This window comes from Bradyrhizobium sp. RT6a, assembly GCF_040547675.1.
Taxonomy (GTDB): Bacteria; Pseudomonadota; Alphaproteobacteria; order Rhizobiales; family Xanthobacteraceae; genus Bradyrhizobium.
Window position 1 is genome coordinate 158,196 of record NZ_JBEPQC010000012.1, and the last position, 25,994, is coordinate 184,189.

28 protein-coding genes and 2 pseudogenes are annotated in these 25,994 nt (G+C 62.9%); 19 read left to right on the forward strand and 11 right to left on the reverse strand.

Translation table 11 applies throughout. The features are described 5' to 3' along the window. Positions 1-46: 46 nt before the first annotated feature. Positions 47-667, reverse strand: a complete 621-nt coding sequence (locus ABIC03_RS37030) for a response regulator (RefSeq protein WP_018460280.1) — start codon at positions 665-667, stop codon at positions 47-49. Between the two features lie 145 nt (positions 668-812). Here ABIC03_RS37030 and ABIC03_RS37035 point away from each other — a divergent pair, with 145 nt between their 5' ends. From ABIC03_RS37035 to ABIC03_RS37060, 6 genes are all read left to right on the forward strand, one after another. Then, positions 813-2,171, forward strand: coding sequence for a histidine kinase (locus ABIC03_RS37035; RefSeq protein WP_354065594.1), 1,359 nt, complete (start codon positions 813-815; stop codon positions 2,169-2,171). Between the two features lie 154 nt (positions 2,172-2,325). Further along, positions 2,326-4,815 carry a TonB-dependent receptor gene (locus ABIC03_RS37040; RefSeq protein ID WP_354065596.1) on the forward strand — a complete coding sequence of 830 codons (2,490 nt, stop codon included), beginning with the start codon at positions 2,326-2,328 and terminating at the stop codon, positions 4,813-4,815. Positions 4,816-4,966: 151 nt separating this feature from the next. Beyond that, positions 4,967-5,266, forward strand: coding sequence for a hypothetical protein (locus tag ABIC03_RS37045; protein WP_007601417.1), 300 nt, complete (start codon positions 4,967-4,969; stop codon positions 5,264-5,266). After that, entirely contained in the window at positions 5,263-5,496 is a 234-nt protein-coding gene (locus ABIC03_RS37050; RefSeq protein WP_275173174.1) for a hypothetical protein, read from the forward strand. Before ABIC03_RS37045 ends, ABIC03_RS37050 begins: the two co-directional genes overlap by 4 nt. 168 nt (positions 5,497-5,664) lie before the next feature. Further along, entirely contained in the window at positions 5,665-5,832 is a 168-nt protein-coding gene (locus ABIC03_RS37055) for a hypothetical protein (protein WP_007612915.1), read from the forward strand. 58 nt (positions 5,833-5,890) lie between these two features. Beyond that, on the forward strand, positions 5,891-6,298 hold the full coding sequence (locus ABIC03_RS37060; RefSeq protein WP_354065599.1) for a hypothetical protein: 408 nt from the start codon (positions 5,891-5,893) through the stop codon (positions 6,296-6,298). Between the two features lie 167 nt (positions 6,299-6,465). On the opposite strand, the gene ABIC03_RS37065 is transcribed toward ABIC03_RS37060, so the two are convergent. Beyond that, positions 6,466-6,672 (reverse strand): hypothetical protein, encoded by a 207-nt coding sequence (locus ABIC03_RS37065; protein ID WP_007601421.1) that lies wholly within the window; start codon positions 6,670-6,672, stop codon positions 6,466-6,468. 491 nt (positions 6,673-7,163) lie between these two features. On the opposite strand from ABIC03_RS37065, the gene ABIC03_RS37070 reads away from it, so the two are divergent. The 3 genes from ABIC03_RS37070 (at position 7,164) to ABIC03_RS37080 (ending at position 10,667) form a co-directional block, all read left to right on the forward strand. Continuing rightward, on the forward strand, positions 7,164-8,627 hold the full coding sequence (locus ABIC03_RS37070) for a GH1 family beta-glucosidase (RefSeq protein ID WP_354065601.1): 1,464 nt from the start codon (positions 7,164-7,166) through the stop codon (positions 8,625-8,627). Between the two features lie 147 nt (positions 8,628-8,774). Next, on the forward strand, positions 8,775-10,007 hold the full coding sequence (locus tag ABIC03_RS37075; protein ID WP_354065603.1) for an acetyl-CoA C-acetyltransferase: 1,233 nt from the start codon (positions 8,775-8,777) through the stop codon (positions 10,005-10,007). Between the two features lie 357 nt (positions 10,008-10,364). Beyond that, positions 10,365-10,667 carry an HU family DNA-binding protein gene (locus ABIC03_RS37080; protein WP_007601427.1) on the forward strand — a complete coding sequence of 101 codons (303 nt, stop codon included), beginning with the start codon at positions 10,365-10,367 and terminating at the stop codon, positions 10,665-10,667. A 67-nt stretch (positions 10,668-10,734) separates the two neighbouring features. Here ABIC03_RS37080 and ABIC03_RS37085 read toward each other — a convergent pair whose 3' ends face one another. The 5 genes from ABIC03_RS37085 to ABIC03_RS37105 all read right to left on the reverse strand — a co-directional run bounded on the left by ABIC03_RS37085 (position 10,735) and on the right by ABIC03_RS37105 (position 14,735). Next, entirely contained in the window at positions 10,735-10,890 is a 156-nt protein-coding gene (locus ABIC03_RS37085) for a hypothetical protein (protein ID WP_354065606.1), read from the reverse strand. Between the two features lie 5 nt (positions 10,891-10,895). Further along, complete coding sequence (lon, locus tag ABIC03_RS37090; RefSeq protein WP_354065608.1) at positions 10,896-13,301, reverse strand: endopeptidase La; 2,406 nt, start codon at positions 13,299-13,301, stop codon at positions 10,896-10,898. Between the two features lie 8 nt (positions 13,302-13,309). Then, positions 13,310-13,693 (reverse strand): Hsp20/alpha crystallin family protein, encoded by a 384-nt coding sequence (locus ABIC03_RS37095; RefSeq protein ID WP_354065610.1) that lies wholly within the window; start codon positions 13,691-13,693, stop codon positions 13,310-13,312. A 156-nt stretch (positions 13,694-13,849) separates the two neighbouring features. Further along, positions 13,850-14,416 (reverse strand): YciE/YciF ferroxidase family protein, encoded by a 567-nt coding sequence (locus ABIC03_RS37100; RefSeq protein ID WP_007612902.1) that lies wholly within the window; start codon positions 14,414-14,416, stop codon positions 13,850-13,852. Between the two features lie 112 nt (positions 14,417-14,528). Continuing rightward, on the reverse strand, positions 14,529-14,735 hold the full coding sequence (locus ABIC03_RS37105) for a hypothetical protein (RefSeq protein WP_007601434.1): 207 nt from the start codon (positions 14,733-14,735) through the stop codon (positions 14,529-14,531). Between the two features lie 89 nt (positions 14,736-14,824). Between ABIC03_RS37105 and ABIC03_RS37110 the strand changes: the two genes are divergently transcribed. The 3 genes from ABIC03_RS37110 (at position 14,825) to ABIC03_RS37120 (ending at position 18,064) form a co-directional block, all read left to right on the forward strand. Then, positions 14,825-15,451 carry a MarC family protein gene (locus ABIC03_RS37110; protein ID WP_354065613.1) on the forward strand — a complete coding sequence of 209 codons (627 nt, stop codon included), beginning with the start codon at positions 14,825-14,827 and terminating at the stop codon, positions 15,449-15,451. 159 nt (positions 15,452-15,610) lie between these two features. Then, on the forward strand, positions 15,611-16,264 hold the full coding sequence (locus ABIC03_RS37115; RefSeq protein WP_354065615.1) for a class II aldolase/adducin family protein: 654 nt from the start codon (positions 15,611-15,613) through the stop codon (positions 16,262-16,264). Between the two features lie 12 nt (positions 16,265-16,276). After that, on the forward strand, positions 16,277-18,064 hold the full coding sequence (locus tag ABIC03_RS37120) for a chloride channel protein (protein ID WP_354065617.1): 1,788 nt from the start codon (positions 16,277-16,279) through the stop codon (positions 18,062-18,064). A 50-nt stretch (positions 18,065-18,114) separates the two neighbouring features. Here ABIC03_RS37120 and ABIC03_RS37125 read toward each other — a convergent pair whose 3' ends face one another. Then, entirely contained in the window at positions 18,115-18,372 is a 258-nt protein-coding gene (locus ABIC03_RS37125) for a DUF2798 domain-containing protein (RefSeq protein WP_354065619.1), read from the reverse strand. Positions 18,373-18,659: 287 nt separating this feature from the next. On the opposite strand from ABIC03_RS37125, the gene ABIC03_RS37130 reads away from it, so the two are divergent. Then, a complete protein-coding gene (locus tag ABIC03_RS37130) occupies positions 18,660-19,049 on the forward strand; it encodes a hypothetical protein (protein WP_354065621.1) in 390 nt (129 codons plus the stop codon). A gap of 974 nt (positions 19,050-20,023) precedes the next feature. Here ABIC03_RS37130 and ABIC03_RS37135 read toward each other — a convergent pair. From ABIC03_RS37135 to ABIC03_RS37145, 3 genes are all read right to left on the reverse strand, one after another. Continuing rightward, positions 20,024-20,287 carry a hypothetical protein gene (locus ABIC03_RS37135; RefSeq protein WP_354065623.1) on the reverse strand — a complete coding sequence of 88 codons (264 nt, stop codon included), beginning with the start codon at positions 20,285-20,287 and terminating at the stop codon, positions 20,024-20,026. Between the two features lie 184 nt (positions 20,288-20,471). Further along, entirely contained in the window at positions 20,472-21,182 is a 711-nt protein-coding gene (locus ABIC03_RS37140) for an ion channel (RefSeq protein ID WP_275174772.1), read from the reverse strand. Positions 21,183-21,306: 124 nt separating this feature from the next. Further along, the gene (locus ABIC03_RS37145; RefSeq protein WP_354065625.1) at positions 21,307-21,519 is read right to left on the reverse strand and encodes a response regulator; all 213 of its coding nucleotides are present in this window, start codon (positions 21,517-21,519) and stop codon (positions 21,307-21,309) included. A 635-nt stretch (positions 21,520-22,154) separates the two neighbouring features. Between ABIC03_RS37145 and ABIC03_RS37150 the strand changes: the two genes are divergently transcribed. From ABIC03_RS37150 to ABIC03_RS37175, 6 genes and pseudogenes are all read left to right on the forward strand, one after another. Further along, complete coding sequence (locus ABIC03_RS37150; protein WP_354065627.1) at positions 22,155-23,426, forward strand: TAXI family TRAP transporter solute-binding subunit; 1,272 nt, start codon at positions 22,155-22,157, stop codon at positions 23,424-23,426. 108 nt (positions 23,427-23,534) lie between these two features. Next, a complete protein-coding gene (locus ABIC03_RS37155) occupies positions 23,535-23,948 on the forward strand; it encodes a hypothetical protein (RefSeq protein WP_354065629.1) in 414 nt (137 codons plus the stop codon). A gap of 322 nt (positions 23,949-24,270) precedes the next feature. After that, positions 24,271-24,450, forward strand: a pseudogene (locus tag ABIC03_RS37160) (SOS response-associated peptidase); the annotation flags it as partial. Between the two features lie 218 nt (positions 24,451-24,668). Beyond that, a complete protein-coding gene (locus ABIC03_RS37165) occupies positions 24,669-25,142 on the forward strand; it encodes a PH domain-containing protein (protein ID WP_275174767.1) in 474 nt (157 codons plus the stop codon). A 9-nt stretch (positions 25,143-25,151) separates the two neighbouring features. Further along, a pseudogene (locus tag ABIC03_RS37170) lies at positions 25,152-25,651 on the forward strand (SOS response-associated peptidase family protein); the annotation flags it as partial. A 63-nt stretch (positions 25,652-25,714) separates the two neighbouring features. Further along, complete coding sequence (locus tag ABIC03_RS37175) at positions 25,715-25,915, forward strand: hypothetical protein (RefSeq protein WP_275174766.1); 201 nt, start codon at positions 25,715-25,717, stop codon at positions 25,913-25,915. Positions 25,916-25,994: the final 79 nt, after the last annotated feature.

Consider the following 25,994-nt stretch of genomic DNA (forward strand, 5'->3'; position numbering starts at 1 on the left):
CCACATCAGGATTGCAACGCTTGTGTGACCGAATTCGTGGCGGCCGTCAGGCCACGCCGCTGTCGATCGCCAGCCGCACCAGCTCGACAGAGGTTTTGACCCCGAGCTTCTGGCGCATGATGGACGAGGTGTTGGCGACAGTCTTGTAGGACGACTGCACCAGCCAGGCGATCTCGGAAAGGCTCTTTCCGGCGCTGAGCAACCGCAAAATCTCCATCTCGCGCGCGTTCAGCTTCGACAGCGGGCTTTGCGCCAGCGCGGGCCCCGCAAAGGCGATGCTGCGCGCGATCGCGCTCGGCAGATAGGTGCCGCCGCCGCCGACGGTGCGGATCGCCTCGACGAGATCGTCGGGGTCACCGGTCTTGGAGACGTAGCCCTTGGCGCCGCACTCGATTGCGCGCGCGGCGAAAGCAGGGTCGTCGTTCATGCTGAACATGATGATCCGGGCCTCGGGCGCGCGCTCGAGGATGCGGCGCGCGAGCTCGAAGCCGGACACGGTCGGCAGGTTGATGTCGATGATCGAAAGGTCGGGGCGCTCGACGATGAAGACGCACTCGCCGTCTTCGGCGTCGGCGGCTTCCAAAATCTCGATCTCGCCCTCGTCGGCCAGCACGGCACGGCAGCCGGAGGCGACGATGGGATGATCGTCGACGATCAAAATGCGCATAGGCGTTCCTCGCGACAGCGTCTTGGCCTGTTTCGCGCCCGGCCGGGATTGCTGTACGCTTTCGATTAGATATCGGGCGCTTCGCCTCTGTCAACGTCATCGGACAGGCGCAGGCCAATCCTTCGCAAGGGCACGGGCGAGACCAATGTGGCAAAATCTATCCTTGCGCGGGCGCATCAACCTGCTGCTGGCGCTGTTGCTGGCGCTGGGGCTCGCCGTCAATATCGGCCGCCAGGTCGCGGAAGCCGGGCCGCGCGTGCAGGCCGAGGACCAGAGCGTGATCCGGCTCGCGCGCGAATTCATCGAAATGATCGTTGCGGACCTCAACGAGGCGCCCGATCCGGATGCCAGGCTGAACCAGATCGCACGCGACCTCAGCCGCTTGCGCCATGTCAGCATCGCGCTGCGGGACGAAGGCGGCCATCCGCTGACGCAGCCGCGGACCGACGCCGATGATGACACCCGCGCGCCGCCGGCCTGGTTCGTCAGCTTGGTTCATCCCGATCAGACCGCGGTGAGCGTACCCGTCTCGATCCATGGCAAGCCGGGTTCGCTGCTTATCACCTCCCATCCCGATGACGAGATCGCCGAGATCTGGGACGCCATCGTGACCCAGCTCGAGGTCGGCTCGGCGATCGCGCTGGCGCTGTTCCTGGTGATGATGAATGTGGTCGGCCGGGCACTGGCGCCGCTCCAGTCCCTGGCGGACGTGATGGCCGAGCTCGAAGACGGGCGCTATCAGGCGCGCGTCGCGCCGGGCGGCGCGCCGGAGCTCGCCGCGATCTGCAGCAAGCTCAACCATCTTGCGGCGACGCTCAGTGACGCCATCGAGGACAAGCGGCGCCTCGCCGAGCGAACGGTGTCGCTCCAGGACGTCGAGCGCAAGGAGATCGCGCGCGAGCTCCATGACGAGTTCGGGCCATACCTGTTCTCGCTACGCGCGCATGCCAGCGCGCTGGCGAAGCAGGCGGACGGAGGCGCCCCGAGTGCGGAGGCCGTGCGAAAACACGGCAGCGCCATGCTGGAGCAGATCAACGCGCTGCAGCAGTTCAACCGCCGCGTGCTGGAGCGCCTCCGGCCCGTCGGCCTGGCCGAGCTCGGCCTGCGCCAGGCGCTGGAATCGCTGTCGCGGCTGTGGCGAGAGTCGCATCCCGATGTCGCCATCGAGACCGTGATCTCGCCGGCGCTTGGCGTCACGGGGGAGACCGCCGACCTCACCATCTACCGCATCGTGCAGGAGGCGCTCACCAACGTGTTCCGCCACGCCGGCGCGACCTCGGTCAACGTCGTCATCGAGCCGGTGGCGCAGGCGGCAAGCGACGGCCGCGGCTGTGCCCGGGTGCGGGTCAGCGACAATGGCCGCGGCATGGAGCCGGGCCAGAAGCTCGGCTTCGGGCTCGTCGGCATGCGCGAGCGGATCCTGGCGTTGGGCGGCACGCTCAACGTCGTGTCCGGCGATGGCGGTCTGACCGTCGAGGCCCTCGTTCCGACGGCGGCGGCCTGATCGCGTCGGGAAAAATTCCCGATTTTGTCGGGAAAACGGGTGCGGATATGGTCCGACCTTTTGTGGCTGGCGCACTCATTGCCGCCGATTACACTCGTCTCAACCAACCGGCGAAGATTAAAACAGCTGGCGGTTACGGATGGGAAGGCAGGGGATGGGCAAGGCTCATTGGTTCAAGGCTATTTGGTTCAAGCGTCGTTTGGTGATGGCCTCCATGTCGACCGGGCTGGTGTCGGGATTGGTCTTAGCGCTCCCCGCGAGGGCCGCGCCGGACGAGGAAACCAACGTCCAGAACCTGCCGCCGGTCGAGGTGACGGCGCCGCCGTCAACGGCGCGGCGCACCGCGTCATCGCGTCCGGTCGCGCGCATCGGGGCACCGTCATCCGCTAGCCCCAAGACGCGCCTCTACGTCTACCCGACCGCGCCGGGTACCGGCCGAGGTCTTGACGTCGACAAGGTCCCGTCGGCGATCAACGCCGTCGACGCCAGCCAGATCAAGCGCACCGGCTCGCTGAACATTACCGATGCGCTTCGCGACAACATCGCCGGCGTCAACATCAGCGAGGTCACCGGCAATCCGTTTCAGCCGGATGTCGAATTCCGCGGCTTCGTTGCATCTCCGGTGACGGGCACGCCGCAAGGCCTGGCTGTGTATCAGAACGGCGTTCGCATCAACGAGGCCTTCTCCGACGCCGTCAACTGGGACCTGATCCCGACCGCGGCGATCCGGTCGGTGACGCTCGTGACCAACAATCCCGCCTTCGGCCTCAACGCGCTGGGCGGCGCGATCAATTTGCAAATGAAGGACGGTTTCACCTACCAGGGCGCGGAGCTTGATCTCATGGGCGGCTCGTTCGGCCGTATCCAGGGCTCGGCGCAATGGGGCAAGACGGTCGACAAGAACTACGCCGTCTATGCCGCGCTCGAAGGCCTGCACGACAACGGCTTCCGCAATTTCTCCCAATCGGACGTGCGGCGCTTCTACGGCGATGTCGGCTACAAGGCCGGCGACAGCGAATTCCACGCCAACATGGGCGTCGCCAAGAACGATTTCGGCGCCAGCGCCACCGTTCCGGCCGAGCTGCTCGACAGATATTGGGGCGCGACCTACACGACACCGCAGACCACCTCCAATCGCGTCGGCTATCTCAACCTGACAGGCAAGGTCGATGCGACGCCGACCTGGACGCTCGAAGGCACCGCGCATGTGCGCAGGTACGAGCAGAAGCTGGTCGACGGCAATCCGACCGACGCGCAGGAATGCACCGATCCGGGGCTCGCCGGCCTTCTTTGCTTCGGCGACGGCGCCACACCGGCAAACGGCGTGAACGGCCTGCCGCTTGCCAATCCTTTCGCGTCCGGGACCATCCTCGGCGAGATCGACCGCAGCTCGATACGCTCGACCACCTTCGGCGTGTCGGGGCAGGCCACCAACACCGATCAATTGTTCGGCCACGACAACCGCTTCGTGATGGGCGCGACCTATGACGCCAGCGTCACGCGCTATAACGCCACCGCCGAAATCGGCACGATCGGAGAAAACTACGTCGTCAGCGGCAGCGGCCTCTTCCTGGGGCCAACCGGCGTACCTGATACGGTTGCCGGCCCTGTCTCGCTGCGGACCGTCAACCAATATAACGGTCTCTATGCGATGGACACGTTCAATATCACCGACGCCTTTGCCGTCACCGGCGGCGGTCGATTCAACGTGGCGCGCATCTCGCTGGAGGATCAGCTCGGGGCCGATCTCAACGGCGATCACACCTTCACCCGTTTCAATCCGGTGATCGGCGGCACCTACAAGATCACGCCGGGGTTGACGGCCTATGCCGGCTATTCCGAGGCCAACCGCGTTCCAACGCCGCTCGAGCTCGGCTGCTCCGATCCCGCCCGTCCCTGTCTCATTGCCGCGTTCCTCGTCTCCGATCCGCCGCTGAAACAGGTCGTGTCCAAGACCGTGGAAGCGGGCTTGCGTGGCAGCAGGGAGCTGAACATCGGCACGCTCGGCTGGAAGCTCGGCGGCTTCCGCGCCACCAATTACGACGACATCGTCGCGATCCCCGTTCCCGGCCGCACCGGCTTTGGCTATTTCTCCAATGTCGGCCGCACCCGGCGGCAAGGCCTCGAGGCCGAAATCAACATCAAATCGCCGACGGTTCAATTCCAGGCGAGCTACGCTTTCGTCGACGCGCGCTTCCTCGACGCGTTGTCCATCGGCTCCAACAGCCCGTTCGCCGATGGTGACGGCAACATCCAGGTCTCGCCCGGCAACCAGCTCCCCGCCATCCCGCGCCACCGCGTCAAGGTCGGCGTCGACTATGCCGTCACCGACGTCTGGAAGGTCGGCGGCAATGCGCTGTTCGTCTCCAGCCAATATCTGGTCGGCGACGAGTCCAACCAATATGCGAAGCTGCCGTCCTACACCGTGTTCAACCTGCACACGTCCTACCAGGTGACCAAGAACTTCCAGCTCTACGGCAAGATCGACAACATCTTCGACAAGCGCTTCGCGACCTACGGACAGTTCTTCGACACCGGAGCCGTGCCCAACTTTACCAACGGCGGCGCCGAGTTCACCGACCCGCGCTCGCTCAGCCCGGCAAGGCCGCGTGCATTCTATGCGGGGATGCGGGTGACGTTCTGATCCGGCTCGCAAGCCCCGGCGCATGTGGGATGACGAGGAGGCCGGTTCGCGCCGACGCGGCGTGCCGGCACGGGTGTGTTCTACCTAAAGCCGATTGACTCATTGTTCATGTTTTGTTCTTATGCTGCTCTCCAGCCAAAGGGAGCGAGCCGTGGACAACCGCATCAACGAAATCCGCAGGATCATCAGGGCGTTACGCGTCAGCATGCGTGAGGCCGAGGCGATCATGCATGAGCAGATCAACAGGGACGAGGACTGCAGCTTCGTCGCAGGCGAAGTCATGAAGATGCGCACGGTGATGAGTGGGCTCGTTCAGGAGCGGGCCGCCCTCGGTGACACTGACCCGATCGTCGTCGCCAGCCTCTTCGTTCCCCGCCGGCGGCCGATGCCATCGCGCGTCGGTGTTGAGAAGCGCCGCCTTGTTCCGCCGCGAGAGATGGCACGGGCATGAAGGGGGAGAGGCCGACCTACTTCTCCGATATGCCGGAGCCCCCGGAATTTCTGAAGGCTCTCCATCATGCGCGGCGCCTGTCCTGCCTCGAGGGCTGGTGCCGCATGCACATCGAGGCCATCCAGGTCGCGATCGACCAGTACGCGGAGGCAGCTCTCGGCAACCGGGAGTTCTTCCTCAACAAGCCGCACAGCATCGGCGGGAGTCGCAACACCGGCGAGGTGCCGTGACAGCGCGCTTGTCAGCGTATCGACCTTGTGACTCCTCCGATGATCCCGCGCGCCGGCGAAGCCTGGCGTCGCGTTGTTTTTACCGATCGGAAACCATAGCGAATGATCCTAAAATTGTAACGAAACGACTTGGCTGTCTCTGCGTCGGTTTGTCGGAGGGCCCGTCCGATGACAGAGCACCAGTTGAGAGAGCAGGAATTCCAGATCGCGCGTTACCGACGTTTGGAGCGCGAAGTGACCGATCCACTTGCCGCGTGTCTGCTTCACAGCATCATCGAGGACTTGGAAGCCGAGCTGCGCAGGGATAGCCCGGATTGGCACGGGCCGCGCGATTAACGCTTTGTTAGCGCTGATCGTGTGGATGGTGCGAGGGAATACCGGGGAGACTGCTCCCATGTTGAAAGACGGCACCTACGCCGCCTGGTACAAGACGCCGCTCGATCAGGGGACCGGGATCGTCCATGTCGCAGACGGACAGATCTGGGGCTGCGACAGCCTGATGACCTATCACGGCTCTTGCAACATCGACGGAGATCGCTTCACCGCCACGGTGTCGACGAAGCGCCATACCGACGGACGCGCAACGGTGTTCGGCGTCGACGATGAGCTCACGCTGGACATCGAGGGAAACTGCCCGGGCAAGGTCGCGACCTACACGGCGACGGCAGTGCAGGTGCCGGGAATGGTCCTCCAGGGTACGCTGATTCTGACGGAACAGCCGACGCCCGCACCTGAACGAAGCCGGCAGATGCCGCCGTTCAATCCCGACAAGCTGCCAAAATCGCCGAAGCGCTCGCGCTGATCGCGGAAGCCCGCGCGCCAGTGGGGCGGAAGGACCTCATGTCTGCTCCTGACCCAGGCAGACATTCCGGAATTGAGGTTCGCCAAGCAACGAGAACGGTCCCGCCGTTGATCATGGCAACTCCGAGCCAATTCATCCGCGCTGGAGTGCCACCGTCATCAAGCAGATCACTGCGAATACGAAAGCTGATCTTCCGTGACGACTCGCTCGATTTTCTCCGACTTGCACTTGATGCGGTATCGGAGACGTCCATCGGCCTCGATGGGCATATGCTGGACGATGGTGTAAATCATCGGTGGCTCAGTTGCGGCACGTCCTTGCGGGCCTTGCGGCTGGTGGCGAACGTCTTCATTCAGCTTGTAGGCATACGACATATATCTACCTCGAACTTCACAGTGGCTCTGACGTGGGGTCAGTCGTTGTATCCCTGGCAGGACAGGCGCTTGGTCAAGCGGAAGAGTTACCACGGTCTCATGCGGTCAAATCGCGTCATAAGTCAGTCGTTCCCTTGGTTGACCGGTGCAGACAGACAATCGCCCAGAGCGGAGCGGCGATGGCGCACCATACGCCATATTTGCGAACTTTGGTCGTAATTTCCGAGCGGTTTAGGGCATTCTGCAAGTAAGCGGGCCAGCGTCTCGAGGGGAACTGACGCTTCCTCGCCGAATTGGGCTGGGACTTCGAATAACGGTGGGACTGGTATTTCGGCTTTGGGGTACCTCGGCCGACGATCGCCGTGGCCCCTTTCGGACCACTTCGTCGCATTCGGCGATTCTGCATCCTCAGCCCTCGGGTCGCCCGCTTCTCAAACGACCCGCGATTCGCCATGGTGCCGCCGCAAGAGCATCGCCCCGGAGCATAATCAATGTCGGACGAGGTTTCGCGTCGCCAGTTCGCCACGCTGGCGGGACTGTCCGCAGCCGGAATCGCCAATCCTCTTGAGGTCGCGGACGCCAAGCCCGCATCGCCGCCGCGGAGCGTGGACGGCTTTCCGACGGGCTTCGTTTGGGGCACGGCGACCTCGTCCTATCAGATCGAGGGCGCGGTCAACGAGGACGGCCGAGGGGCCTCGATCTGGGACAAGTTCGTCCGCATCCCCGGCAAGATCGAGGACGGTACTACCGGCGACCGCGCCAACGAGCACTATCACCGCTACAAGGAGGACATCGCGCTCATCAGGGAGCTCGGCTGCAAGGCCTATCGCTTCTCGGTGGCCTGGCCGCGGCTGTTTCCGGACGGCGACGGCAAGCCGAACCCGAAGGGGCTCGACTTCTACAACCGTCTGATCGATGAGCTCCTCAAGAACGGCATCGAGCCGTGGCTGACGCTTTATCATTGGGACCTGCCGCAATCGCTCCAGGACCGGTTTGGCGGCTGGCGCTCGACGGAGACCTGCAAGATCTTCGGCGACTACGCGGCCTATGTCGCCGCGCACCTGACTGATCGCGTCAAAAACGTGTTCACACTGAACGAGAGCGGCCGCTTCGTCTATTTCGGCTATGGCATCGGCATCGACGCGCCGGGCGTGACGCTGCCGCAAGCCGAGGTCAACCAGATCAGGCACAACAGCGCGCTCGCGCACGGGCTCGCGGTCCAGGCGGTACGCGCCCATGGCCGCCGCGGCACCAGGGTGGGGCCGGCCGAGAACATCGATGCCTGCGCCCCCGCGATCGACACGCCCGAGAACGTCCGCGCCGCCGAGATCGCGCTGCGCGAGATGAACGCCGGCTACCTCAACGTCATCATGACGGGGCAGTACACCGACGCCTTCCTGAAGTTCGCCGGGCGCGATGCGCCGAAATACACCGATGCGGAGCTGAAGATCATCTCTTCGCCGGTCGATTTCCTCGGCCTCAACATCTACGCGCCACAGAACTACGTGGTGGCCTCCGACCAGGGCGCGGGCTTCATGCCGCTGCCGATCCCGAAATCGTTCCCGCACATGAATTCGGACTGGCTGCGCGTCGGTCCCGAGACGATCTACTGGGTGCCCAAGCTGGCGGCGAAAATCTGGAAGACGGATGCGATCTATATCAGCGAAAACGGCACCTCCGGCGAAGACGTCGTGACGCCCGACGGCAAGATCTACGACACCGACCGCATCATGTATTTGCGCAACTACCTCGCCCAGCTCCAGCGCGCCACCGCCGAAGGCGTGCCGGTGCGCGGCTACTTCCTCTGGAGCCTGATGGACAATTTTGAATGGGTGTTCGGGCTCAACAAGCGCTTTGGGCTCTACCACGTCAATTTCGACACGCAGGTGCGTACGCCGAAACTCAGCGCCAGCTTCTATCGCAATGTGATCGCGAAGAACGCGGCGGGGGTGTGATTGCTCTCTCTCGCCCCGTTCTTGCGGAGGCGCGACGAGCTTGGCTCGCGCTGAGGGGACAGGGTGAGGGGTTCCGCCAGCGCGCATTGACTCCCTTCGCCGCCTGATTCAAAACGCCTCTAACCATTCAAAAAGAGGATAACGCCAATGACCGACGCACTTATCATCGATGCCTGCCGGACCCCGCGGGGCGTTGGCAAGGCCGGCAAGGGCGCGCTCTCGAGCATTCATCCGCAGCAGCTGGGAGCAACCGTGCTGCGTGCGCTCGCGACGCGCACCGGCATCGACACCGCCGACGTCGACGACATCATCTGGGGCTGCAGCGCACAGGTCGCAACGCAAGGCGGCGATCTCGGCCGCATGTCGGCGCTGGACGCCGGCTACGACGTGCGCGCTAGTGCCGTGACGCTCGACCGCTTCTGCGGCTCCGGCATCACCAGCGTCAACATGGCCGCAAGCTCGATCATGGCGGGCGCGGAAGACCTCGTCGTCGCCGGCGGCTGCGAGATGATGTCAATGGAAGGACGCCGCGGCGGCGGCCCGATGATGATGGACAACGGCAATCTGCGCCTGCGTGCGCAGCATCCGCAGTCGCATCAGGGCGTCTGCGCCGACGCGATCGCGACGCTGGAAGGCATCACGCGAAGGGATGTCGACGCGCTCGGCCTCGAAAGCCAGAAGCGTGCCGCGAATGCGATTGCGAACGGCCACTTCAAAAAGAGCCTCGTGCCGGTGCATCGCGAGGACGGCAGCCTCGCGCTCGACCATGAAGAATATCCGCGGCCGCAGACCACGATGGAAGGGCTGAGCGCATTGAAGCCCGCATTCCCCGCGGTCGCCGACCATGCGCTCGATGACAAGGGCACGACCTATCGCGGCCTCATCCTGCAGAAGTACCCCGACCTCGAGATCGACTTCATGCACCACGCCGGCAATTCGTCCGGCGTCGTCGACGGCGCCGCCGCGATCCTTCTGGCTTCGCCCGCTTACGCCAGGGCGCACGGCCTGAAACCGCGCGCCCGCGTCGTTGCGATGGCCAACATGGGGGACTCGCCGACGCTGATGCTGAACGCGCCGGTGCCGGCGACGCGCAAGGTGTTGGCGAAGGCCGGGCTGACCATCGACGACATTGACCTGTTCGAGATCAACGAGGCCTTTGCCGTGGTTGCGGAAAAATACATCCGCGACCTCAAGCTCGACCGCTCCAAGGTCAACGTCAATGGCGGCTCGATCGCGCTCGGCCATCCCATCGGCGCCACCGGCTCGATCCTGATCGGCACCCTGCTCGACGAGCTCGAACGGCGCGACTTGAAGCGCGGTCTCGTCACCATGTGCGCGGCCGGTGGCATGGCCCCGGCCGTCATCATCGAGCGCGTCTAGCGCGAGCGAAGCTCGTCGCGCTCCTTAGAAAGAAGGGAGAGAAAGTACCCGCGATCGCCGCATCACGACGATCTAGCCTTATTTTCCGGGGTGAATCGCGGCCGGCCTTTCACAAAGAGGCCGGTCGTCGCTTGTCGAAAGCATCGAATCAGCTTTAGCAAGGCTGCGTGCGGGCCTTTGAAACAAGGTAAAATCCGCTGCCTGAGGCTTCTCCCGCTCCGGAAGTGGCTAAAAAGCAGGGTTTTTTGCCACAGAGGGCCAAAAAAGCCCGTAAAACCCCGACAAAACTGTGCAGAAGGCTATAGGCCTTCACCGGTTGGTCTAATATGCAGCCGTCAACGAATCAGAGGAGACACGATGGCCACCCAAATGTCGAAATCGCAGCTGATCGAAAAGATCGCGACCACCACCGAGCTTTCCAAGCGTGACGTCAAGAGCGTCATGGAGACGCTGACCGACGTCGGTCACAAGGAGCTCAAGAAGAACGGCCTTTTCCTGGTGCCGGGCTTTGCCAAGTTCGTCGTCATCAAGAAGCCCGCGACCAAGGCGCGCAAGGGCACCAACCCGTTCACGGGCGAAGAGATGATGTTCAAGGCCAAGCCGGCCCGCAAGATCGTCCGCGCCCGCCCGGTCAAGGCCGCCAAGGACGCCGTGGGCTAACGAGAAGGCCCCCTCGAGCGAGGGGGCCTATTGTTTGGGGCAGCCGCGAGGACTTGAGACGGAGGGCTCAACCCTTGCGGCGCTTCACCCTGACCGGGGCCGGCTGAAGCCGCGGTCCTGATGCGGCCAGCGCATCGCGAACCCGGTCGATGGCGCGATCCAGCAACTGGCGCAGCCGCTGCGTTGTCCGCGCTTCCTTCGCTCTTTCCAGCAGTTTCTTCATCGCATTCACTCCGCCGCTTCGACCTTGGCATCGGCTTGGGCCTCGGCCGGCTCGAGCGCCGCGGCGATGGCTTCGTCGACGCGCTCCAGCCAGATGAATTCGAGGTTGTCCCGCGCGCTCGTGGGGATGTCGTCGTAGTCCCGCTTGTTGCGCGCCGGCAGCATCACCCGCTTCAGGCCCGCGGCCGCAGCCGCCACCACCTTCTCCTTGATGCCACCGACCGGCAGCACCAGGCCGCGCAGCGAGATCTCGCCGGTCATGGCGGTGTCGCTGCGCACCGTGCGATTGGTGAGCAGGGACGTCAGCGCCGTGAACATCGCAACGCCCGCGCTCGGCCCGTCCTTCGGGGTCGCGCCCGCCGGGACGTGAACGTGGATGTCGCTCTTTTCGAACAGCTGCGGATCGATGCCGAGCTGCGTGGCCTTGCTCTTCACCAGCGTCATCGCAGCCTGCACGCTCTCGCGCATGACCTCGCCGAGCTGGCCGGTCAGGATCATGCCGCCGCGGCCTGATACCCGCGAGGCCTCGATGAACAGGATGTCGCCGCCGACCGGTGTCCAGGCAAGGCCGGTGGCCACGCCCGGAATGCTGGTGCGCTGCGCGATCTCGCCTTCGAAGCGCGGCTGGCCGAGCACGGTGCCGATATCCTTCGGCGTCACGACGACCTTGACGGCGGTGCCCTCGGCGACCTGCACCGCGGCATGGCGGAACAGCTTTCCGATCTCGCGCTCGAGGTTACGCACGCCGGCTTCGCGGGTGTAGCCGTTGACCACCAGCTTCAGCGCCTCCGGCTCGATCTCGGCCTGCTCGGCCGTCAGGCCGTTGGCCTCGAGCTGCCGCCGCACCAGATAGCGCTTGGCGATCTCCAGCTTCTCTTCCTGGGTGTAGCCGGTGAGGCTGATCAGCTCCATGCGGTCCAGCAGCGGACCCGGGATCTGGTCCAGCATGTTGGCGGTCGCGATAAACACCACGCGCGACAGGTCGAAGGGCACGCCCAGGTAATTGTCCCGGAACGTCCCGTTCTGCTCGGGGTCGAGCACCTCCAGCATTGCGGCGGAAGGGTCGCCCTGCACGCCGCGGCCCATCTTGTCGATCTCGTCCAGCATCATGACGCAGTTGCGGGTGCCGGCCTTCTTGATGCCCTGAATGATGTTACCGGGCAGCGCGCCGATATAGGTGCGCCGATGGCCGCGGATCTCGGCCTCGTCATGCACGCCGCCGAGGCTGACGCGCACGAAGGGACGGTCCATCGCGCGTGCGATGGATTGGCCGAGCGAGGTCTTGCCGACGCCGGGCGGTCCGACGAAGCACAGGATCGGCGCCTTGCCCCGCGGCGCCAGCTTGCGCACCGCCAGATATTCGATGATCCGGCTCTTGATCTTCTCCAGGCCAAAATGATCGGCGTCGAGGATGCGGCGCGCTTCCTTGATGTCGATCGGCTTCTCCGCGGGCAGCGCCCACGGCAGCTCGATCAGCCAGTCCAGGTAAGTGCGGACCATGCCGGCCTCGCCGGCGGCCTCGGGCATGCGCTCGTAGCGGCGCAGCTCCTTCTTCGCATGTGCATCGGCCTCGGGCGGCATGTTGGCCTTGGCGATGGCAGCGGTCAGCTCGGCGACCTCGGCCGCCTTGCCGTCGCCTTCGCCGAGCTGGCGCTGGATGGTCGCCATCTGCTCGCGCAGGATCGCTTCGCGCTGCCGCTCGTCGAAGCTGGCGCGGGTCTGCTGGCCGATCTCGTTGCTGATGCGCAGCACCTCCAGCCGTTCGGCCAGATGCTTCGACACCTTCTCGACACGCAGAGCGAGGTCAATGGTCTCCAGCACCTCCTGCTTGTCCTGCGGCTTGATGTCCATGAACGAGGTCGCCAGGTCCGCCAGCGCCCCGGGCGCGGTGGTGCCCTGGAACATCGCGATCAGCTCCGGCGGCGCCTGCGGCAGCAGCTCGATCGCCTCAATGGCCTGGCGTTGCAGGTTCAGCCCGCGGGCCTCGATCTCGGGCGTGCTCGTGGTCGGCTCCGGAATCTGCTGAATTCGCGCGGCCGGGAACGGCGTCCCCGGCAGGAAGTCGAGGATGCGCGCACGCTGCACGCCCTGGCAGACGATATGATGGGTGCCGTCGGGCGCGGTGATGTAGCGTACGATGTTGGCGATGGTCGCGACCCGATAGAGGTCGTCCGGCCCGGGCTCCTCGGTCTCGGGGCTGCGTTGCAGGACGATGCCGACCGGCCGCTGCTCGCGCAGCGCCTGTTGCGCGGCGGCGACCGACTTCGGCCGCGCGATCGCGATCGGCGCGATGGCGCCGGGGAATAGAACCATCTCGCGCACGGGAATGATGATCAGCGCGTCTTCGGGAATCTTCACGTCGGAATTGCTCTGGGGATTGGTCGGTGCGGTATTCATTGGTTCGGTGGCCATGATCGACCTCAGGATTTGGCGAGACGCAGCGCGACGCAGCCGTCCATCACGAAGCGGCTGATGGCGTAGCGGCCAACGGGCAATGCAATGCGGCGTTCAAAACGCCCCTGCGGCAGTTCGAGCCGATGGATGCGGGCGTTGCGAAGCTCCGGCGGAAGGGTGCGCTGGCCGGAGATGACGAGCACGCCGTCATGGATGACAGTCTCGACATTGTCGGGATTGACGCCGGGAAGCGCGATCAGGATCAGGAGCTCATGCTCGGTTTCGAGTACGTCGATCGGTGGCTCCCAGCAGGCGTCCTGCCGGCCGAACTGCTGGCGCAGCCGTTCGGCGCGGGTGAGCGAGTCCAGGGCTTCGGACAACATCCAGTCGAGGGGATTTTTGGGTTGCATGATGCGGGCTCGGCGGTGGGGAACGCTGAATATGGGGCCGGTTCCCGAGAATTCCAGCCCGGTGGCGCGCAGGTGCCATGCGGATCGTGCGATCCGAAAAGACAAGCGCCGCGGCCTTTTGGGGCCGCGGCGTTTCGTCGTCACGCGATGTGTGGCTCAGGCCGCTTGGCGGTATTCCTCTTCCGCCTCGAGGTTGATCACGGAGGTGGCGAGCTCGGTCAGGGTGTGATCGGTCGCCTCTTCCTCGTCCAGCGTCGCCTGGAGCAGCCTCGCGGCGTCCTGCATGCCGAGCTCCTCGGCCCAGGTGCGCAGCGTGCCGTAGCGGGAGATTTCGTAGTGCTCGACCGCCTGCGCGGCTGCGAGCAGGCCGGCGTCGAGCGCAGGAGCGTTCTTGAACTCCTTCATGATCTCGGCGCCTTCGTCGGTGATCCCGTTGATCGCTTCGCAAGGCTTGCCGCGGGCCGGCTTGCCCAGCATCTTGAAGATCTGGTCGAGACGTTTGACCTGGCCCTGGGTCTCGCGCAAATGCTTGTTGAAAGCCGCCGCGAGCTCCTTCGAGTTGGCAGCCTTGGCCATCTTGGGCAAGGTCTTGATGATCTTGTTCTCGGCGAAATAGATGTCCTTGAGCGTCTCCAGGAATAGGTCGCTCAACATCTTCGGCGCCTGACGGGCGCGGCCCGTCGATGATTTCTTGGTTGTGCGCTTCTTTGCTTTTTTGGCCATAAATCCTCCTCTTGAGGTGACACGGGAAGGCATCGCCTTCCTCAATCCTCAGGCGATCCAAGCCTTTCGGTGAACGAAAGTTCCAAACTGCAAGCTGCACTCGGCGCGTCGCTCAGGTCGGACGCTTGTACGGGTCTTCCTGCCGCTGCCGCGCCTCGGTGTTGCGGTCGAGCTGTGCGCGCTCGCGGCGTCGCAGGCGCCCCGCCTTCGCCACGCCGTAGACGAGGACCGCACCGAGCACGAAGGCTCCGATGAACCAGAGCCAGAGCAGGTTGCCCGAAAGGTGGCCCAGCAACATTCCAATTCCACTGTCGCTCATTGTGCATCTCCGGTGATTTTCAAAGCGGTTCTGCCGGGCTAAGTCAGTTCGCCAGCCATCGTTCCTGCGCCCAGGGAGCCCACCGAGACATGATCGACTTCTCCCTGTCCGCGTTCGTGACGTTGCTGCTGGTGGTCGATCCCGTTGGTCTCGTGCCCGCCTTCCTCGCCGCGACCGGAGGCATGCCCGACAAGACCAAGCGCACCATCGCGCTACGCGCGCCACTGATTGCTGCGTCGATCCTGGTGGTGATCGCCCTGATCGGAAACTGGCTGCTGCGCCAGCTCGGGATCGGCATCCCCGCCTTCCAGATCGCCGGCGGACTGCTGCTGTTCGGCGTGTCGTACCAAATGATCTTCGGCGACCGTCCGCATCGCGAGGCCCGCGAGGCTGACAAAGCAAGCTCCGAGCATGCTTCCGACGTCGCGGTATTCCCGCTGGCGATCCCGATGATGGCCGGTCCAGGCGCGATCGCGACCACGCTGCTCCTGACGGGCGATGCCGGCTACGGGCCGAGGCTCGCGATCATCGTCGCGGTCGTGCTCTCCGTGTGCTTGCTCTGCATGCTCTGCTTTGTCTCCGCGAGCCTGATCGCACGGACCCTGGGGCGGACCGGCAACGCCGTCCTTTCGCGCGTGCTCGGCATGCTGCTCGCGGCCTATTCGGTACAGTTCGTGATCGACGGAATCGCGGCCGTCCGGGCGGGCCTGCCGTAGGGCTGCGACAATCTGTTAATGCGTTGATTTTCATGTTTATTTCATGATGCCATGAGGCGGCAGACCGGATCGCACGCGATCCGGTCTGCTTTCTCTTGCGCTGCCATATTGCTTTGACGTACTCCCCGTCTGACAGGCGCCCATCGTCAGGAAATCGAGATGTCGATGACAGCGGACGAGCTCGACAAGAGACAGGCCATCGTCGGAGCCTGCCGCCGCATGAATGCGCTCGGCATCAACCAGGGCACCTCGGGCAATATCAGCGTCCGGCATGTGGACGGGCTTCTGGTCACCCCGACCAGCGTGCCCTATGATGCCATGACGCCGGGCCAGATCGTGTTCATGACGATGGACGGCTCGCACGCGCCCGATCAGAAGCCGTCCAGCGAGTGGCGCTTCCACCTCGACATCCTGAGGGCCCGGCCCGAAATCGACGCCGTCGTCCACGCCCATCCGACCTATTGCACCACCCTGGCGATCATGGGCCTGGAGATCCCGCCCGTGCACTACATGATCGCAGCCGCTGGCGGCGACAGCATCCGCTGCGCGCCCTATGCCACCTTCGGAACGGCGGAGCTGTCCGAACATGCCGTGCGGGCGCTTGAGGGCCGGCTTGCCTGCCTGCTCGACCATCACGGCATGATCGCGATCGGCAAGTCGTTGGACAAGGCGATGTGGCTCGCCGTCGAGGTCGAGACGCTGGCGCGGCAATATCACGGTTGTCTCCAGATCGGAGAGCCGCCGCTGCTGTCGAGCGCGGAGATCGAGCGGGTCCGCCAGCGCATGTCCGGTTACGGCATGTCGGAAGGGTAGGGCGGACAGAAAGTGTTCCTGCGGATCAGACATCTCGCCGACCGCAAGGGGACGAACCGCGTCATGGTTCGGCTGCGGGCGCTGCTGCGCAGCAACGAATTCTATCTGATCCCGTTGGCGCTGGTGATCGGCACGCTTGCCGGCGCCATCGTGACGCTGATGGCCGAGATTGCGCAGATTGCCCATATGGTGATCTACGGCATTCCCATCGACGTCCGTCTGTCCGCCAATACCAGCGTCAGTCCCTGGGCCGCGCTGATTGCGCCCGCGCTGGGCGGATTGGCGCTCGGCATCATGGAGTGGTGGCGGCGACGGCTGAAGCTCTCCAGCGCGGTCGACCCGATCGAGGCGAACGCGCTGCGTGGCGGCAATCTGTCGATGCGCGACAGCGTGGTGGTGTCGAGCCAGACGCTGATCTCGAACGGTTGCGGCGCCTCCGTCGGCCTCGAGGCCGGCTACACCCAGATCGGATCGGGCATCGCCTCGCTGCTCGGCAAGTTCTTCAATCTGCGCCGCAACGATCTGCGCCTGATCGTCGGCTGCGGCGCGGCTGCGGCGATCGCGGCCGCCTTCGGTGCACCGATCACGGGGGCCTTCTACGCCTGCGAGCTGATCGTCGGCGTCTATTCGGTCGGCAGTGCCGCGCCGATCCTCGCCGCCTCGCTCGCCGGTGCGCTGACCGCGCAATGGCTCGGCGGCGCACCATACTCGCTCGAAATACCCAAGGTCAGCGCCGTCGGCGTCGAGCAATATCTGGCGCTGATCGGGCTCGCGCTCATCACCAGCGGCGTCGGCATCGCCGTGATGCGCTCGTCCTCGATGTTCGAGCGCCTGTTCAAATGGCTGCCGGTCTGGCTGCGCCCGGTGATCGGCGGTCTCATCGTCGGCGGCTTTGCGATTGTCACGCCGCAGGTGCTGGCGGCCGGCCACGGCGCGATGGTGCTCGATCTCTTTCACGACATGACGATCGGCCTGATCGCGCTGATCATCGCCTTGAAGGTGACGGCCTGCCTGATCTCGCTCGCCTCCGGCTTCCGCGGCGGGCTGTTCTTTGCCTCGCTGTTCGTCGGCAGCCTGATCGGAAAGTTCTTTGCCTCGGTGCTGCTCCTGATCAGCCCGAACTTCGTGATCGATCCGCTGGTCGCGATGCTGACGGGCATGGCGACGCTCGGCGTCGCCATCGTCGGCGGTCCCTTGACCATGTCGTTCCTCGTGCTCGAGATGACCCGCAACGTGGACGTCACCGCCGTGGTGCTCGCCGGCTGCATCGTTACCTCGATCTGCGTCCGCTTCATGTTCGGACACTCCTTCTCGACCTGGCGCCTGCATCTGCGCGGCGAGACCATCCGCAGCGCCAACGACGTCGGCTGGCTGCGCAACCTCACCGTCGAGCGGCTGATGCGCTCCGATGTCGGCAAGGTGCCGTCGACCACGACGATCGCCGCGGTCCGCCGCGAATTCGCGCTGGGCTCGCGGCCCGGGATCGTCATCGTCAACAATGCGGACGAATATGTCGGGCTCGTCCTGCTGCCCGACCTGTTCTCGGGCGACCTCGACAGCATCGCCGACGAAATCCAGGTGATCGAGCTCGCGCGCCTGACCGAGATCGTGCTGATCCCGGAAATGAACGTGAAGTCGGCGATGGCGGTGTTCGACGAGGCGGAGGCCGAGATGCTGGCGGTGGTCGATTCCACCGACAGCCGCAAGGTGGTCGGCTTTCTCACCGAGACCTTCGCCCGCCGCCGCTATGTCGAGGAGATCGACAAGGCGACGCGCGGCGTGCTCGGGGCGCTGTCGTAAGGTCACGCGGAAGCGGGACGGCGTGCGTCATGCGCCGCCGTCCGCACCTTCTACCGGCCCGGTTGCGAGGGAGCCGCGACGACGCTAGCCACGATCCGGCGGACCAGTGGCAGCACCATCAGCAGCGTCGGAAAGGCGATGAGCCATGACAGCGCCCAGGCGCCCGGCCAGGTCGCGAGAAACGCCGGCGTTGCGCCGAGGCTTCGAAGCGTCGAAATGACCGACACCACGGCGGTCATGACGATGGACAGCACGAATGGCATCACGATCGGCGCATAGCGCGCCGGCAGTTTGCGAACCGCAATCATCTGATTTCTCTTTGGAATAGGACGCGTCAGTCACGTTGAACCCAAGAATGGCATCGATCCCGACGGCGTCGGTTGATGCGTTGGTTCACGTAAAACGCTTACGGCGACCGAAAAACGGTGCGTCTGTTCATTATCCGCTCATGTTGGATGGTTCAAGCTGGATCCAGACGTTCGGTTTACAATCGTTCAAAGCGTGGCAGATTGCCGCGATCGCGAAACCATTTCAGTGGTTTGCGCATTAAGTCTTGTTTGCATGCCGCTTTGAGCGAGAACAGGGGAAGGTCAAGATGAATAAGGGACCGATGATTTCTGCAGCCGGCCGCAACCTTGTGTTGGCGGCTTTCGCAAGTCTTGTTCTGATCACGGCCTCTCTCGCGCCTTCGGCTGCCAACTCATCCGCGCCCAGCAAGGCCGCTGCCGCGGGTCCGGCCGCTCCGGCTGCCACTGATTTCAGCGCGGCTCGCCGCCACCGCTACTATCGACGAGGTCCGAACGCTGCAGGCCTCGCTTTCATGGGCGTGGCGGCAGGTCTGATCGGCGGTGCGATCGCAGAGAGCAGGCGCCAGGAGTACTACGAGGACCGCTATAATTACGGCCCCGGTCCTTACTACGGCGGCCAGGGATATTACGGCGGCGGTCCCTACTATGGTCCGCGTGGCTATTATCAGCCGTATTAGGCGGCTGTCCTCGCCGCAGTCTCTATCGCGCCAAGGGGCGGTGTTTTACACCGCCCCTTGTTGCTTCTGCGCGAGGCGTGTCATTGCGCGACCTGTGTCGCGGGTGTCAATCCGCGCGCGCAAAAATATTCCACTTTACCGAAATTCGGAAATGGCGTATGTGTCGCTCATCCCGGCTCATTCTTGAGGGGCGATCTTGTGGTCGTCACGTTCGCGAGCCGGGCTTGCGGTGGACGCGGCAGCGTTCGGTGCGAGAGGCGTGGGCAGGGCGGATTGCTCTCCGTGAGCCCAAAACTTCGTTCCGACGAGCGGCGCTGCTAGGCTTCGTCTCGTCATCAGGTCGGCGGCAACGTGCACAACGTCGTCGAAACCGGTGGTGAAATGGCGAGCCGTGCGTACGGCAAAACCGTGTGGTCCTGTCGTCCAGTGATTTCTCGTGGGTTGGAATACCTGAAAACCCTCGATCATTGAAAGACTTACAAGGATGCCGTCCGGCGCTCCGTCCGGCCTGAAACAGCCGGGCCCTATTAGGCCCTAGTTTCACATGGTGGTTCAAACAGCCTTCCGTATCCAAGGAAAGTCAGTGCGTTGCGATGACAACGGGCCTTTTTCGGCTCCGACATCTTCAAGCTCCCGGCTGGCTGATCAGTCATTTACTTGGTCAGCTTCAAACCACGCTGGAATCTCCTCCGACGGAATCGACACTCTCGGCACGTGCGGGATGATGGTGCCCGCAGTGACAATCAATCCTTCGGCGAATTTCGCTCGCGCAAAATCCCGCGCTTCTGCTTCAGTGACGAACGTCTTGGTCAGGCGCGGAGTCGCCGTCTTTGCAGCGTGCCATCCATGGGCACTTCAAACGTGACATACCAAGTGTACTTCATACCGCGAGGCCGCTGCTCGTCATCGGTCCCGGTCCTCCGGGCCGAGATGACCGCGACAGCTCCTTTCTGCCCAGTCACCTGCAAACTGGCTTATCGCCGCACGCCGACGCGGTTGACGCCACCATTGGCATTGCCACCGGCATTATGGCGTACCGCAGCGCGGGCCACTGGACGCGCACCCAGCACCACACCGGGCCGAGCAACGCAACCCGCCGGGTAGGCAGTGTATTGGCAGTACACGACCGCATTGGCTGGGCCTGGATTCAGCGTGAGACCTGCAAGGCCCAAGAGGGCGCTAGCAGCAATCCCGCTAATAGTCGCTGACTGGATCGAAAGACGCTTCTTGGGATGCATGGTGCGGGTCTCCCTTTTGTGCCAGCACAATAGATACACGGATGCCGTCTCTGGTGCGGCTGCACGCAGCGTGTCCGCTAAAGGATCGGGGGCGTTGACACAGATCAACCATGCGTTCCCCTAGCGACGCGGGAACCCCACAGAGGCGAGTGCAGCGCACACGTGTCGGTGCAGCTCTTGCGGCTCAGGTGATAGGGGTGGGCTTACTCGCTGAGCCGGTACTGCCGAGCTCGAGGGTGACGAGCCTCGCGAGAAGCGTCGCCGGATAAAGCTGACCGATCACGCTCTCGATGTTGCAGAGACTTCGTGCCAACGGATGTACCGGAACGATGTCTCCATACCCAGTCGACGTAAGCGTGACAAAGCTCATGTAAAAAAGCGATGCGGCAACCGAATGATCGTCCTCGAAAGCTATTCCCTTGATTGCGTCGGGAGCCGCCAGCCCTACAAACAGGAACAGCGTTGCAAAGGCCACCGCAATCAAAAGGTACAGAAGGATCGCTCCGATAATTCGGTGATATGTAACGAGACCTCGCCTGAAAACGGCCTGAAGCACGACAACGCCCAACGTGCAGGCGATGACCAGCCATGCGCCCGCCAAAATGTGAAGGTGGTACGGTACTGGGTAGTAAATGCGCAAGAAGAATACGGCGACGTTGAAAACGAGCGCGAGCGACATCAGAACGAGAGCAGTCGGATTGTTGGAGATGATCACCATGCTGACGATGATCGCTAGCAACAGGCCATCCGCAAACAGATGAAAGGCGGTAATGCCCATTGCTTGTAGCGGGGCGAAGACAAAAATCAGTAATGCCAGCACTGCCGTGAGCACCGAGAGCAGCCAGTCAATGCGTTCTCCGCGCAAACGGCGCAGCTCGCTTACGGGCGTCTTCATCGATGTTCCTAAGGCCTGGCGCTGACCGCAGCGCTGCACCTTTGTACAATTCCGGACGAAAGCTCAGTCTCGTTGACCTAGATCAAGGGAACGGGAGCAAGCCCAGGCGCGCTCAGTGAATGGGTTAGTGGCCTGCCGCAGCCTGTTTGAGCGGCTCGATTAGCTCGTGCGCTGAGAACGGCTTCGTTGGAAATGCGAGGCATCCGGACAGCAGTGCGGCCTCGCGAACGGAATCGGTCTCATTGCCGGTGATGAAAATGACGGGGACCAAAACGCCTCGTGCTTTGAGTTGATGTCGGAGATCGATCCCGGAGCGCAGGTTGAGATTGATATCCAAAATGATGCAGAGTGCGTTGGCGATCGGCGTGCTGCTCTAGCTCTTCGGCAGACGAGAAGAGGATCGGTTCATAGTCATGCTGTCGGAGGAGCCGCTGGACAGCCCTCAGCATTCCGGGATCGTCGTCATCGACTATGACTTGCCTACTGTGCACTCCGGGACCTACCGATCGCTTCCGGGGTGAAAGACGGGTAACAGCTCTCCGGAGCCGTGGCGTTTTAGTTGATATGCTGGCGATGCGGCCTGTTGCGCCGGTCGTCCCTGCGGACGGATCAACGGTCATTGTCGCCCTTGCAGCGCGGTTGTCCCGTGATGGCCGCCGACCGACGATGGTGCCCTCCGCAATCCCCTCGGCAAGGTACTACCGAGCTGCGAAGGAACTGCGGGGACAGCCCGACGCCGATTATCGAGGGTATCTGCTGCGAGAACATCCCCGGTTGCAGTTACGCGAAAGCCACCGCGCGTGCTTTGCCGCTGCGCCCGCTGCAGACCGAGTTCCGAGGGCAACGAAATGCCCAAAAACACACGCCTTGGTCTCGTCAAGCCGTTTCCGTCTACCTTTCGTGAAGGCGGTACGTATGATCTTCAAAAAGTTACGGTTCAGGGCACGACGTGGCCGCGTCAGCATAGCCATAATGACCTTTGCAATGATCGTTGCTGCGGTATGGGCTGTCGCGTACTTCCTACAAACCGCCCCGCCACGTCACATCGTGCTGGCTTCGGGACTGGAAGATGGCCTGCTCCACCGGTATGCGAAGCAATATATCGAGATCCTCGCTCGACCCGGGGTCACGGTAAAGGAACGAATTACCAACGGTCCCGGGGACAATCTACGGCTACTGCAAGATCCACAGTCGGGTGTTGACATCGGCTTCACGCAGGGCGGTATCGCAACTCTTCCGGAAGCCAAAAACGTAATCATGCTCGCGAGCCTCTACTACGTACCTATGTGGATTTTCCACCGCAGTACGGACGTGCTTACGCATGTTAACGAGCTGCGCAACCACCGGGTTGCCGTTGGTGTTAGCGGTAGCGGCGCTCGTTCATTGGGGGAACACATATTCGCGCTTAACGGTCTCACGATCAACAATATGTCGATGCAGCCGCTGAGCAACAATGCCGCACTGCTCGCACTGCAGTCGGGCGCAGTCGACGCGGCTATCTTTGTCGATGGAGCGGAAAACCACGCCGTCTGGACAGCGCTTCACGATCCAACTTTGAAGCTGCTAAGTTACAGCAAGGCTGAAGCCTACCATCGACGGCTCAGTTTCATCAGCAAACTGACGTTGCCACCCGGCGTGGCCGACTTGGCGAACAACATTCCGGAGCGAGAAGTCGATCTTATTGGCACCAAAGCGATGCTTGCAGCCCGTGACGGTCTCCACCCCGCGCTGATCCACCTGCTGGTTGACGCGGCAGGTGAAATTCATCGCAAACAAGGGCTTTTCGAGCAGGCCGGAGAGTTTCCGGGAACGACCCAAGTCGATCTGCGCGTCTCGACCGATGCTGACCAGCATAAGCGCTTCGGGCGGAGCTTCCTCTATCAATATCTTCCTTTCTGGGTCGCGACATTGGCCGAGCGAGCGATCATTATACTGCTCCCTTTGGCTGCCGTTCTGCTTCCGCTCTTTCATTATTTTCCACAGTTGCGCCGGTGGCATGTTCGGTCACGGGTCTATCGATGGTATGGCGAGCTAGCTCTGCTTGAGCAAGATGTTGCCGCGCGAACGGGCACTTTGCCGACGGAGAAGTGGCTGGCTGACTTAGAACGCATTGAGCGAGCGGTGGCCCGCATACACACACCGGCTGGGTTCGCGAGTGAGGCTTATACGTTACGCGAGCACATTGGCCTAGTCCGTCGCGCCATCATCGCGCGGAACCATTTGCCATCGGTCACGTCAGGTTAGGAATGGGAACAAAGAGGATGGCTGAGAACGCCAGTATCCGATTCGTCACCAAGTCTTCTCGACTACGATCCGCTAAGACCGTCAGCGCGTCGGCACTGGCGCTACACCATGAATTGCAGCCGGACCTACATCGGCAAGCTCGCGGCCGAAGGCGTGATCCAGCAGCAAGCTGGCCGCTTTCAGCTCGATCTGAGCCGCGTGGCATATCTGCGTTACCTTCGTCGCGAGCGGCGGCAATCGCCGCGCACTGAGGCCGACGCGGATCACGTCAAGCTGAAGACAGAGATGCTGCAGTTGCGCCTTGTGGAGGCCCGGCGCGAGCTGGTGAGCCGTGAGGCACACGAAGCCATGATCGAGCAGATGGCTGGAGTTGTGTTGACGAAGCTCGGCGGCTGGCCAGCGCGCATTGCGGGTGCAGACCTTAGCCTGCGACGGAGAGCTGAAGCCATGCTACACGAGTTGCGCACCGACATTGCCGACGCCTGTACCCGCTTGGATGACGAAAGGCCGTTCTGGGTTTAGTTCATGTGTTGGCGGCAGTCATATAACGACCTTGATCTGCGTCAAGCGACCGTACGGCGAAGCGGCTGTCCTATCCGCCAACTGGACAAGCGGCCCGCAACCTCCGTGGTGCCGGGCACCCCGTCCACCGCAGTCTCAGCTAGGTCTCCGTCACTATGTCATTCTTCACGGACCGTGACCTCCAATGCCTCGCCGGGTTGAAAGCAAATTGGCGTCAGCTCTATTGTGGTGAACTCAAGCGCCTGCAAAACGAAGTCTCTGACAAACGTTGGAACGACAAGAAGCTGGGGCCCCATCACGTCTCCACTGTCCCCACGGTAAGTCCGTGGTCGAACCGATCTATCCAAAAGCCATGCCGGTGATCCTGACCACCGACGAAGAGCGCGACGTGTGGATGCGTGCGCCGTAGGATGAGGCGAAGGCGCTGCAACGTCCACTGGCGGACGATGCGCTCAAGATCGTGATGCGTGGCGCTGACAAGGAAGACAAAGCAACGGTATGAGGCTGATCTCTGAAAGGACCATACCGTGGCGGGACCCTTCGCAATTCCATTACAAACTTAGCCGTCCAATCACTCCGGATCTCTTAGAGGAGGGTTGGTCCGGCTCTCGCTTGACAAGCTTCCAGCGCTGGTCGTTCGAAGGCTTGAGATAGATCAAGGCCTTGATCGGCTCGAATGGCGCAAATTGCTGCGGTGGCGGGTTAACTCAGGGTAGCCCTATGGCGCGGTATATCGACAAAATCATACAGCCCGGCGAGAGGTTGCTGTATTCGACCAACGAACACTGGATGTACTTTCTACCCGCAATCGCTGCGTGGATCGTGATGGTCGCATTTTTGGTGCTGTGGCGCTTCTTTACCGCCGAAGTGCTGGCGTTGGCCTGCTTGGCCTTAGCGGCGGGAGCCGGGCTTGCGGCTTTGTACTGGACGGCGACGGCTTGGTTCCACCGGTGGACCACCGAGACCGACGTAACCAACATGCGGGTTGTCCACAAGACCGGTTTCATCAAGCGGGAAACTTTTGAGATGAGCCTCGACAAAGTTGAGAGCGTTGATGTGAAGCAGAGCATTCTTGGCCGCCTTATGGACTACGGCGACCTCACCATTCAGGGTGTGGGCGAGGGCACGCGAACCATTACCACCATCACTTCGCCGCTCGCGTTTCGCAACGCCATCACGACGAGACCGGTGTAACAGTCGCCTTGGCTGAAGCCGGAGAACCGCTGCTTGGTGCCGTTCAACAGCTTCGCAGAATACGCGCCGGAGCCGAACCCGGAGACCAGGAAAAAGTACGTGGTCTGGTTCGCGCTCGACGAGGACAGGCCGCTCACCGCCTTTGCTGGCATCTGGACCACGTTCAACGGTGATCGCGGCACGAAGTCGAAGCCGCTACCCGGCCCGCATCACGTCTATGGTTTTCTCACGACTTCGCCGAACGCGGTGGTCGAGCCGTCCATCCGAAGGCGTTGCCGGTGATCCTGACCACCGACGAAGAGAGGGACGTTTGGATGCGCGCACCCTGGGATGAGGCCAAGGCATTGCAGCGCCCGCTGCCGAACGACACGCTCCGGATCGTGATGCGCGGGCCGACAAAGAGGACAAGGCGACGGCGTGATCAAGAGCAGACGCTACCCTCGAGAGCGCCCTCGATGCAGGGGCACCGGCAGCGCGAAACTGTGGGTATGATGACGTTTTTGAGGTAGCTCCCTTTGACCCTTGCCTCTCGAACTTGCACGGTGGATGGACCTTAAAGAGGGACCAGCCAAATGTCGGGAGATATGTTTGCTTATGGCCGCTTTGGGATTGCCGCCTTGCTCATTGCCGGTGGTGTAGCGGCCATCTTTTGGGGGGACCGATTATTCCTTCATGGGTCGGGGCTTTCAAAGGGAATAGATAAACTCGATTTAAAATCAGACTGGGGAAAGGTATCTTTTGCAGGGATGAGCGTGGGCGATGTTCCGAGATAGATCGCTGCGAAGACACTGGCGGGCTGACTACTGAGATGGACCTGTTGCAACGACGCACAAAACCGGCGGGAGCCGCCAC